The sequence below is a fragment of the Streptomyces boluensis genome (assembly GCF_009908195.1).
Lineage (GTDB): Bacteria > Actinomycetota > Actinomycetes > Streptomycetales > Streptomycetaceae > Streptomyces > Streptomyces boluensis.
Genome location: NZ_JAAAHS010000292.1, coordinates 1 through 9827, shown reverse-complemented (window position 1 = coordinate 9827; position 9827 = coordinate 1). Strand labels below are relative to the sequence as shown.

At 70.8% G+C, this 9827-nt stretch carries 13 protein-coding genes; 9 read left to right on the top strand and 4 right to left on the bottom strand.

Translation table 11 applies throughout. From position 1 onward, the window contains the following. On the bottom strand, positions 1-343 hold a 343-nt coding region (locus tag GUY60_RS27995; protein WP_161702726.1), incomplete at its 3' end, for a helix-turn-helix domain-containing protein. Between the two features lie 253 nt (positions 344-596). Here GUY60_RS27995 and GUY60_RS27990 point away from each other — a divergent pair. Then, complete coding sequence (locus GUY60_RS27990) at positions 597-1298, top strand: DUF4232 domain-containing protein (RefSeq protein WP_161702724.1); 702 nt, start codon at positions 597-599, stop codon at positions 1296-1298. A gap of 44 nt (positions 1299-1342) precedes the next feature. On the opposite strand, the gene GUY60_RS27985 is transcribed toward GUY60_RS27990, so the two are convergent. After that, positions 1343-1699: a DoxX family protein gene (locus GUY60_RS27985; RefSeq protein ID WP_161702723.1), complete on the bottom strand. Its 357-nt coding sequence runs from the start codon at positions 1697-1699 to the stop codon at positions 1343-1345. Positions 1700-1816: 117 nt separating this feature from the next. On the opposite strand from GUY60_RS27985, the gene GUY60_RS27980 reads away from it, so the two are divergent. The 3 genes from GUY60_RS27980 to GUY60_RS27970 all read left to right on the top strand — a co-directional run bounded on the left by GUY60_RS27980 (position 1817) and on the right by GUY60_RS27970 (position 4568). Further along, complete coding sequence (locus tag GUY60_RS27980; protein WP_161702721.1) at positions 1817-2812, top strand: LysR family transcriptional regulator; 996 nt, start codon at positions 1817-1819, stop codon at positions 2810-2812. 39 nt (positions 2813-2851) lie between these two features. Next, a complete protein-coding gene (locus GUY60_RS27975) occupies positions 2852-3718 on the top strand; it encodes a universal stress protein (protein ID WP_161702719.1) in 867 nt (288 codons plus the stop codon). 196 nt (positions 3719-3914) lie between these two features. Then, the gene (locus GUY60_RS27970; protein ID WP_161702718.1) at positions 3915-4568 is read left to right on the top strand and encodes a YceI family protein; all 654 of its coding nucleotides are present in this window, start codon (positions 3915-3917) and stop codon (positions 4566-4568) included. A gap of 4 nt (positions 4569-4572) precedes the next feature. Here the strand turns inward: GUY60_RS27970 and GUY60_RS27965 are convergent, their stop codons facing one another. Together GUY60_RS27965 and GUY60_RS27960 are read right to left on the bottom strand one after the other, a co-directional pair. Next, positions 4573-4824, bottom strand: coding sequence for a DUF397 domain-containing protein (locus tag GUY60_RS27965; RefSeq protein ID WP_161702730.1), 252 nt, complete (start codon positions 4822-4824; stop codon positions 4573-4575). Then, positions 4824-5681, bottom strand: coding sequence for a helix-turn-helix domain-containing protein (locus GUY60_RS27960; protein ID WP_161702716.1), 858 nt, complete (start codon positions 5679-5681; stop codon positions 4824-4826). The genes GUY60_RS27965 and GUY60_RS27960 overlap by 1 nt, the downstream gene beginning before the upstream one ends. A gap of 102 nt (positions 5682-5783) precedes the next feature. Here GUY60_RS27960 and GUY60_RS40000 point away from each other — a divergent pair, with 102 nt between their 5' ends. The 5 genes from GUY60_RS40000 to GUY60_RS27935 all read left to right on the top strand — a co-directional run bounded on the left by GUY60_RS40000 (position 5784) and on the right by GUY60_RS27935 (position 9820). Next, positions 5784-6203: an ATP-binding protein gene (locus GUY60_RS40000; RefSeq protein ID WP_161702714.1), complete on the top strand. Its 420-nt coding sequence runs from the start codon at positions 5784-5786 to the stop codon at positions 6201-6203. Between the two features lie 70 nt (positions 6204-6273). Then, positions 6274-7212 (top strand): peptidoglycan-binding domain-containing protein, encoded by a 939-nt coding sequence (locus GUY60_RS39780; protein WP_161702712.1) that lies wholly within the window; start codon positions 6274-6276, stop codon positions 7210-7212. Between the two features lie 129 nt (positions 7213-7341). Continuing rightward, entirely contained in the window at positions 7342-8151 is an 810-nt protein-coding gene (locus tag GUY60_RS27945; RefSeq protein ID WP_161702710.1) for an ABC transporter substrate-binding protein, read from the top strand. After that, complete coding sequence (locus GUY60_RS27940) at positions 8151-8939, top strand: amino acid ABC transporter permease (protein ID WP_161702708.1); 789 nt, start codon at positions 8151-8153, stop codon at positions 8937-8939. The genes GUY60_RS27945 and GUY60_RS27940 overlap by 1 nt, the downstream gene beginning before the upstream one ends. A gap of 68 nt (positions 8940-9007) precedes the next feature. Next, the gene (locus GUY60_RS27935; protein WP_161702728.1) at positions 9008-9820 is read left to right on the top strand and encodes an amino acid ABC transporter ATP-binding protein; all 813 of its coding nucleotides are present in this window, start codon (positions 9008-9010) and stop codon (positions 9818-9820) included. Positions 9821-9827 lie beyond the last annotated feature (7 nt).

Sequence of the window (9827 nt, the reverse complement as noted above, 5' to 3'; positions counted from 1 at the left end):
GTGTCGGGGTACGCGTCGGGGTGCCGCCGCTCGTACCCGTACGGGCACCTGCTCCCGTACCCGTACTTGTGCCCGTGCCCGTACTCGCGCGGGGGCGGGGGCGGCCGACGCGGGCGGCTCGTTCCAGTTCCGCCGCCTCGGCGGCGTCGAGGCCGAGCCCCTCGGCGAGGGCCTGCACGGTGCGGCGCTGCGCGCCCCTGGCCCGGCCGCGTTCCAGGTCCGCCAGGGCGCGGACGCTCACCCCCGAGGTGTGCGCCAGCTCCTCCTGGGTGAGCCCCGCCCGCGAGCGCAGGGCGCGCAACTGCCGGCCGAAGTCGTGCGGGACCGGTGTACCGGCGCTCATGGTCGACGTCCCCTGTGTTCAACGGGACCGCGTCGGTCGGATGCGGTCCTCCGGCAGAAGTATGACGGGGCGTATTCCTGCCGGTGGAACCGCCTGGGACCAAGGCGGGCGCGCTGATGAACTCTCTGTGGGCGGTCCGGGGAACCGGCGGCCGCCCGGTTCTGCTGCGGATGGACACCCCCGACGTCCCCGGCAGGGAAACGTCACCAGTGCTCACGCACGAGCGCTGCACTCTCACGAATGAGGTCTGTCCATGCGTACGTACCGTCACCGCACCGCCCTGCTCGCCGCCGCGGCCACCGCGCTCGCCCTGTCCCTGACCGCCTGTCAGGACGGTGCCGCCGACGCGAAGTCCGCCGGGAAGGAGGCCGTCGAGGTGGGCTCGGGCAACACGGAGTCGGGCAACACGGCGTCGGGCACTGCCGGTTCGGGCTCGGGCTCGGGCTCGGGTTCGGAGAAGGGCGCCGACGGTGCCGGCGGTGCCGATGACGCGGCCGAGGGTGCCGACGCCGCCCAGGGCTCCGGCACGGACTCCGTGCCCGTGTGCACCACCGACGACGTCTCCATCACCGCCGCCCGCCAGGACGGCCCGCCGTACACGCACATCGTCCTGACCGCCAAGAGCGTCTCGGGCGACAGCTGCCGGATGGACGGGTTCCCGCGCATCCAGTTCCTGGAGAGCCACAAGGAGGACGTGCCCGAGGTGGCCAAGAGCAAGCCGGCCGCGCCCGTCCTCGTCGGCGCCGGACAGCCGGCCTACGCGCTCGTCCGGCTGTCCGACGGCGGCGTCGACGAGGAGAACGAGCCGGTGAGCGCCTTCTCCGTGCAGCTCCAGGGCGGCGAGGGCCTCAAGACCGTCAGGGCGCCGGGCGCCGGGGGCATCGCCGTCGACCCGGCGAAGTGGGCCACCGGCTACTGGACCCCCGAACTCCGCAACGGCGCCGACGAGTTCTGAGCCGGAGCGGACAGAGCGAACAAGCGGACAGGGGTGGTGGCGGCTCACGCGGGCGCCGCCACCCCCAGCCACAGCGCGGCCGCCGACAGCGCCAGGAACACCGCGGGCGCCCACATCGTGCTGAACACGCGGGCCCGGAAGTGGGTCACCACGGCGCCGACGAAAAGCAGCACGAGCCCCGCGGCCGCCGCGACCCCGAGCCAGCGCCAGCCCGCGAGGCCGAGCAGCAGCCCGACCGTGGCCGCGACCTTCGGCACACCGAGCGGCGCGACCCAGGAGACGGGCACGTTCACGGCCTCTGAGGTCGCGAGGACGGCCGGAGCGCGGCGCAGGTCAAGGACCCCGATCGCTCCGACGGTGAGGGCGACGAAGACGGTGACGACGACATACGCGAGAAACATGGCTCAGCCCTTCCGGCTTCCGGCTTCCGCTCGCCGCGGTGGGCGGCGGTGCTTGCCTCTCGACCCTCGCCCCGCCCGCGCGTGGCCGTCCAATACCCGTATCCATAACCTGATGGCATGGATGTCGACTCGCGCCTGCTGCGCTCCTTCGTCGCCGTGGCCGAGGAGGGGAACCTGACCCGCGCCGCCGAGCGCCTCTTCCTCTCGCAGCCCGCGCTGACCAAGCAGATCAAGCAGTTGGAGCAGTTGCTCGGCGCGGAGCTGTTCGTCCGGTCCCGCAGCGGGATGGCCCTCACCGGGCCCGGCCGGGCCCTCGCCGTGCGGGCGCCCGACGTCCTCGCCGCCGTGGACTCCGCGGTCCGCGAGACCCGCAGCGCGGAGCGGGCCGCCGCGCGGGTGCTGCGGGTCGGGTTCCTCGCCAGCGCCGCCAACGAGGCCACCCAGGAAATCGTCGCGGACTTCTCCCGCCGCCGCCCCGGCCTGCGGGTCGAGCTGCGCCAGGCGGCCTGGTCGAACCCGACGGCCGGGCTCGCCGACGGTGAGGTGGACGCCGCGCTGCTGCGGCTGCCCTTCCCCGGCCAGGACCGGTACCGCGTCGAGGTGCTGCTCACCGAGGACCGGGTGGCCGTGCTGCCCGTGACGCACCGGCTCGCGGGCCGGGAGCGCCTGGAATTCCGGGAGTTGTGGGACGAGCCGTTCGTCGCCGCCCCGCCCACGACGGGGCCGTGGTGCGACTACTGGCTCGCCGTCGACGCCCGGGAGGGCCACCCGGTGCGGATCGGCGCCGTCACCGACCAGCCCGACGAGTGGCTGAACGCCATCGCCAACGGGTACGGCATCGCCCTGGCCCCCGCCTCGGCCGCCCGCTTCTACGCCCGGCCGGGAGTGGTGTACGTCCCCGTCGACGGCATCAGCCCCACCTCCGTGGGCGTCGCCCGGTCCCCGGCGGACGACGAGAACCCGGTGGTCGCGGACTTCGTACGGAGCTGTCTGCGGGTCGCGGCGGACCCCGACGAGCCCGGAGGCACCGTGTCCGGAGGCGCCGCGTCCGGAGCCACCGCGTCCGGAGGCGGCCCGTCCGGGGGCGGCCGGCCCGGCGGGCAGGGACCTTAGCCCCTGTCGCCCGACCGCTCCGGGGCGCACTCTGGGGGGATGACCACGAGCGCCCCGGTTCTCGCCGCCGTCGACGGGTCCGAGTCCAGCCTCAAGGCCCTGACCTGGGCCATCGACGCGGCCCTCGGGCACGGTACGGAAGTGCTCGCCGCGCATGTACGCACCGGCCGCGCCGCCTCCGACCCGGTCCGGGCCAAGATCGACAGGATCGTCGAGGCGTACGGGGACCAGGCGCCGCCCGTACGGTACGTGGCTGTCGAAGGGCACCCCGCCGCCGCGCTCTGCGAACTGGCCGACAAGGCCGTCCTGCTGGTCCTCGGCTCCCGTGGCCTCGGCGGGTTCGCGGCGCTGCTTCTCGGCTCGAACGGCCGTAAGTGCGCCGCGCAGGCACCGTGCCCCGTAGTGGTCGTCCCGGACGAGTCCCGGACCGCTGACGCCGCGCAGGGCGGTCCTCCCGGACGGGTCGTCCTGGGTCTTTCCCCCGAGGACACCGCCGACGAGGTCATCGAGTTCGCCTTCGCCGGGGCGGCACGGCGCCGCGTCGAACTCCAGGTCGTGTCCACGTACCGGGTGCCGCTGCGGGCCCTCACCACCATGGGCGACCTCGTCCCCGGCGACGCCGCCGACGCCCGTGCCGCGGGCCTCGCCCTCACGGCGGGCCAGCGCGAACGCCTCGCCGCGTTCGCGGAGCGCTACCCGAAGGTCGCCGTCGACCCGGTCGTCGCCCCCGCCGACCCGGCGGGCCGCCTCGTCACCGCCTCCCGCACGGCCGACCTCCTCGTCGTCGGCCGCCACCGCCGCCGCCTCAGGGCCGACTCCCTGATCATGGGTTCGGTCGCCAACGCCGTTCTGCTGCACGCCCATTGCGCGGTCGCGGTCGTGCCGGGCACGAGCCAGTCAAGCTGATTCCACCTGCTCACCGCCTGCCCACCGCCCACTCTCCGTGACCTTTCCGTGCCCCGTAGTGCGTCCACAATTTGTTGATCTTGTGGTTGTTTCCCGCCGACGCCATGGAAGCCGGACGTGGGCGCCCATCTCGCGAACGGGCGCCCACGACCGTCGTGATAACACGGGGTAACCAATTTTCGAAGGAGAGCGGGTCATGGGCATATTCAGCCGCCGTCGGACCGAAACCCTTGAGCCGACGTCGGACGGCGCCATCCCCACGCAGCGTTCGCGGGCCGCCGCCACCGAGATCGCGCTCGACCCGGCACTGCGCGAGCTGAGCGGGCAGTGGACCATCGACCGCCCGCACAGCCGGATCGGTTTCTCCGTCCGGCACGCCATGGTCACGACCGTCCGCGGCGCCTTCGCCGACTACGACAGCACGCTGTTCTTCGACGGGGAGCGGCCCTCCCGCTCGCGTGCCGAACTCGTCATCCGGATCGGCAGCGTCGACACCGGCGTGGAGCAGCGGGACGCGCACCTCGTCGGCAAGGACTTCTTCGACGCGAGCCGCTTCCCGGAGATGTCGTTCCGCTCCACCTCGACCGTGCACGAGGGCGGGGAGTCGTTCCGCATGGCGGGCGACCTGACCATCCGCGAGGTCACCCGCCCCGTCGAGCTCCAACTCGACTACCTGGGCTCGGTGTTGGACCCCTTCGGCTACCAGCGCGCGGGCTTCGACGGCACCACCACCATCGACCGCACCGACTGGGGCCTGGTCTACAACCAGCGACTCGCGGCCGGCGGCACGATGGTGAGCGAGAAGGTCCGCCTGCAGTTCGACATCTCCGCGGTGCGGCTGGGGGAGTAGCGCGTCAGCGCGTCGCGTACGTGAGGAACGCCGACCACGCGTCGGCGCTCGCGTCGAGGTGCGGGTACGCCGGGTTCTTGGAGTCGCGGATGTGGACGGTGGGGGCGGGGCAGGTGCAGGTGGTTACTTCTACGCACTCGCCGCCTCCGCCTCCGCTGTACGTCGACTTCCGCCAGTCGTAGGCGACTTCGAGGCATTCGCCGCCCTCGCCGCCGCTGTAGCTGGACTTGAACCAGGCGAGTTCCTCGGTGGTCATCATCGCTTCCCCAGCTTCCTTTCGATCAGCTCCAAGGACTTGCGTGGCGTGAGAGCCATGGCCCTCATGATCCCATAGCGCTCGGCGAGGAGCCGGACCGCAGCGGGATCGGTGATCAGTCGTGGGTGCTCCTGCACTTCGGTGTAACCAACCTGGTGGTTCTCGCCTTTGGGGATCAGGAGATTGAATGCCCCTTGCAGATTTGGGTGTTCATCGACATCGGTCGGCATGACCTGGAGTTCGACGTTGCGCATGCGGCCCACCTCCAGGATGCGTCGCAACTGAGTCTCGTGCGTCTCCCACCCGCCGAGAGGCCGGTCGAGGACGGCTTCCTCCAAGACATAGCTCAGGACCGGTGCAGGGCGGCGGTTGAGGACCTTTTGGCGGTCCAGTCGGTCCGCGATGCGCTTGTCGATGGTCTCCTCGTCAAGGAGGGGCCGGTGTTTGCGGAACACCACCTCCGCGTGCTCAGGGGTCTGCAGCAACCCCGGCACCCCTTGATTGGCGTAGAAGTGCAACTCAACCGCATCCGACTCCAGGTTCGCGTACCCCCGATACCACTCCGGATGCCGAGTACGCGCACGCGTGAGCGCCTCCTTCACGTCGGGGATGACCGCCAGCAACAGCCCGCGCGCGTCGAGGACTTTGTCCAGGAGGGTCAGCAGATTCGGCTGGGGGATACGGACGTTCCGCTCGATCGAGGAGATCAGGTCCAGGCTCACGTGGATCGCCGCCGCCAGCTCGCGTTGGCTCATGCCGCGCGCCTCGCGCAGCAATTTGATCTGTCGGCCGAGTGCGGCGAAAAGAAGGGATGTGCCGTCCGCCTCGGCGGGCCGTTCCGGTCGTTGTTCGCGCATGTCGTACCACCCCGTACACCCTGCGGAGCGGGCCCGTACGGCTACGCTCCGTCGTCTGGTCGTGACTGGTCAGCGTAGGAGCAAACGGCCACGCTCGGTGACATGACAGCTCAATTCCCCTCTGTCGGGGCTCAGTTCAGGCAACTTTTCAGTGCGACGCCCCGTGGGGCGCGACTCGCGCGGCGGCTCGCGGCGCTTCAGCTCGAAGAGTGGGGTTTCCCACACGGGTGCGGGATCTCGGAGACGGTCCGTTCCGTGGTGGCGGAGCTGGCGGTTAACGCCGTCACGCATGGGCGGGTGCCGGGGCGTGACTTTGAGCTCGTACTGCTGTGGCAGGGCGAACTGCTGCGTATCGAGGTGGCGGACGCGTGCGGTGAGCGTCGGCCCGAGGTGGGTGGTGCGGTCGGTCACGGGCTGCGGTTGGTGGCCGCGCTCGCGGACGCGTGGGGGGTGCGGGGCCGGGAGATCGGCAAGATCGTATGGGCCGAAGTGTCGGGAATGAAGGGGTGGGTGGAGGAATGAGGGCGGTGGGCTTACGCGCGGATCGCCTGCATAATCGGTGGCTGCTTCGTGGAAGGTGTGTGGACGAACGGTGAGTGGACAGAGCTGCCCCGGATGCGGAACGGAGTTCCTGCCGGACTTCCGGCCCGCCTGTGACTGTGCGCTGCGGGCGCGGCAGGGGTCGGAGGAGACGGTGCAGGGGCCGATTCCGGAGCCGGTCCCGGAGCCGGTGCGGGCACCCAGGCCCGAGCCCGCCGGGCGCGGTACCGCGATGGACCCCGTGTTCGGGCACGTCGCGTCGCCGGACATGTCGGACACCGTGCCGAACGAAGAGGTCCTTGAACTCTTCGACGGGCCCGGAAACGGCCCGGACCGGGCGAGTGCGCTGCCGCCCATAGGGCCCGCAGCGACGGATCCGGCGATGCCGGAGTTCAGCCGTGCGGACGGGCAGGCGCCGTCCGGCCGGGGCTGGCGGTACGGACTGCTCGCCGGGGCCGCGGCGGTCGTCGCCGTGACCGTGGGTGTGGCGGGCGGATTCTTCTCGTCCGACACCGAGCAGCAGGCGGGCCCGAACGCGGCGGACCGGGTGACGGCCACCGAGGAGCCGACGCCGAGCGAGACGAGCCCCACGAGCGGCGAGAGTGAGCGGGCCAGCCGGAGTTCGAAGCGGCCCACGTCTCCGTCGAGCGAGACAGGGTCGTCGAAGCCGTCGAGCACGTCCACGTCCACGTCCACGGAGGAGCCCACCGGGACCACCGCGCCGCCGGCCGGGGAGCAGGAGTCGGAGTCGGAGTCGGGGCAGGAGCCGGGCACGCTGGGCCGGGGCGACCGCGGCCCGGAGGTCGTCGAGCTCCAACAGCGCCTGACCGAGCTGAAGTTGTACACCGGCCCGCTGAACGGCAACTACGGCCCGGCGACCGAGAACGCCGTCACCCGCTTCCAGCAGGCCCGCCAGATCGACGAGGACGAGGGCACGTACGGGCCGAAGACGCGTGCGGCGATCGAGGCGGAGACCTCGGACCCGGCCTGAGCAACCCCCTGTCGCAGCCTCCACCCGCAACCTAAGATGCAGCGACTCGCGCGGCACCCCGCGCGAACTGCTTTGCGTACCACGCTGCTTGGTTGATCCGGCTGTCGCTGCCTTGGAGGACCTGTGCCCGTGTCCGTTCGCACCGCCCTGCCCGTCACCGCGGCCGTCGCCGCGGTCGGTCTCCTGCTCGGGGGGTGTACGAGCACGAAGTCGGACGACGGTGGCGGCAAGGGTGGCGGCGTGCAGCTCGTCACCGAGGGCACGTTGAAGACCTGCACACACCTGCCGTACCCGCCGTTCCAGACGAAGAAGGGCGGGGAGGTCGTCGGCTTCGACGTGGACCTCGTCGACCTGGTCGCCGACGAGCTGAAGGTGAAGCAGGAGATAGTCAACACGCCCTTCGAGGGCATCGAGACCGGCCAGGACTTCAACATCCGCAAGTGCGACCTGGCCGCCGCGGGCATGACCATCACGCCCGAGCGCGACAAGGTCATGGACTTCTCCGACCCTTACTTCGACGCCACCCAGGCCCTCATCACCCGTAAGGGCAAGCCGTACAAGAAGATCGACGATCTCAAGGGCCAGAGGTTCGGCTACCAGAAGGCCACCACGGGTGGTGAGTACGCCAAGAAGAACGCCCCTGACGGGGTGGAACTCGTCGAGTTCGAGGACGTCGGCCTGCTCCTCGCCGCCGTGAAGTCCGGCCAGGTCGCCGCGGGGATCAACGACAACGGCGTGCTCTTCGACTACGTCAAGGAGAACCCCGACACCGAGGTCACCGCCGAGTTCGACACCGGCGAGCAGTACGGCATCGGCGTGCGCACCGGCAACGACGCGCTGCGCGAGAAGGTGAACGCCGTCCTCAAGAAGGCCCAGAGCGACGGGCGTTACGACACGATCTACAAGAAGTGGTTCGGTACCGCCCCCAAGAGCAAGTGATGGCGGCCCTCAGCAGACGGCAGCGGGCCCGCGCCTTCCGGGGCGCCCAGTACGGGCTGCTCGTCGCCGTCGTCGTCGTGTTCGTGCTCGTCGCGGACTGGGAAACGCTCGGGCAGGCGTTCTTCGACCTGGACGTGGCGCGGGCGCAGTTCCCCGACATCATCCGCATCGCACTCGTCAACACCGTCATCTACACGCTGCTCGGTTTCGGCTTCGGGCTCGCGCTCGGGCTTGTGCTCGCGCTGATGCGGCTCTCCTCGGTGCCGCCGTACCGCTGGCTCGCGGTCACGTACATCGAGTTCTTCCGCGGTGTGCCCGCGCTCCTCGTGTTCATCGCGCTCGGCTTCGGTGTGCCGCTCGCCTTCGAGGTGGCGCTCGACATGTACGTCACGGTGATGCTCGCGCTCGGCCTGGTCGGCGCCGCGTACATGGCGGAGACGATCAGGGCGGGCATCCGGGCGGTGCCCAAGGGGCAGATGGAGGCGGCCCGTTCGCTCGGTATGTCGCACGGCCGCGCCATGGTGTCCGTGGTCATTCCGCAGGCGTTCCGTATCGTCCTTCCGCCGCTCACCAACGAGCTGATCCTGCTCACCAAGGACTCGTCCCTGGTGTACCTGCTCGGGGTCTCCATCGGGCAGTACGAGCTCGCCTACTTCGGCCGCGACGCCCTCAACGAATACAGGAGCCTCACCCCCATCCTCATCGCCGGTCTGCTCTACCTCATGATCACGCTGCCCCTCGGCCACCTGGTGCGGCGCCTCGAATCCCGTACGGCGAAGGCCAGGTGAGCCCCTTGTCCGGTACGCCCCTCACGAAGACCCCAGGACCCGGCCCCGGTTCCGGCAGCGCGGAAACGATCCGGATTCGCGGGCTGCACAAGGCGTTCGGTGACCTGGAGGTGCTGCGCGGTATCGACATCACGGTCCAGCGCGGCGAGGTCGTCTGCGTCATCGGCCCCTCGGGCTCCGGCAAGTCCACGCTGCTGCGGTGCGTGAACCTCCTGGAGGAACCCACGTCCGGCACGGTCGCGGTCGCGGGTACGGAGGTCACCGACCCGGACGTGGACATCGACCAGGTACGCCGCCGTATCGGCATGGTCTTCCAGTCCTTCAACCTGTTCCCGCACCTGACCGCCCTGGAGAACCTGACGCTCGCCCAGCGCCGGGTGCTGCGCCGCCCCAAGGGCGAGGCGGTCAGGGTCGGCCGCGCCAACCTGGAGCGGGTCGGGCTCAGCGACAAGGAGGACGCCTACCCCGCGCAGCTCTCCGGCGGCCAGCAGCAGCGCGTCGCCATCGCGCGGGCGCTGTCCATGGACCCGGAGCTGATGCTGTTCGACGAGCCCACGTCGGCCCTCGACCCCGAACTCGTCGGCGATGTCCTCGCGGTGATGCGGTCGCTGGCGCAGGAGGGGATGACGATGCTCGTCGTCACCCACGAGATGAGCTTCGCCCGTGAGGTCGCGGACCGGGTGGTGTTCATGGACGGCGGGGTGATCGTGGAGGAGGGGTCTGCGGAGCGGGTCGTGGGGGCGCCCCGGCATGAGCGGACTCGGGCGTTCCTGGCCCGGGTGCTTGATCCGGCGGCTGCGCCTCCTCCGGTACCTGGTCCTCCGGTATCGGGTCCTCCGGTGCCTGGTCCTCCGGTACCGGGCGAGGTCGGCAAGGGCTGAGTCTCCG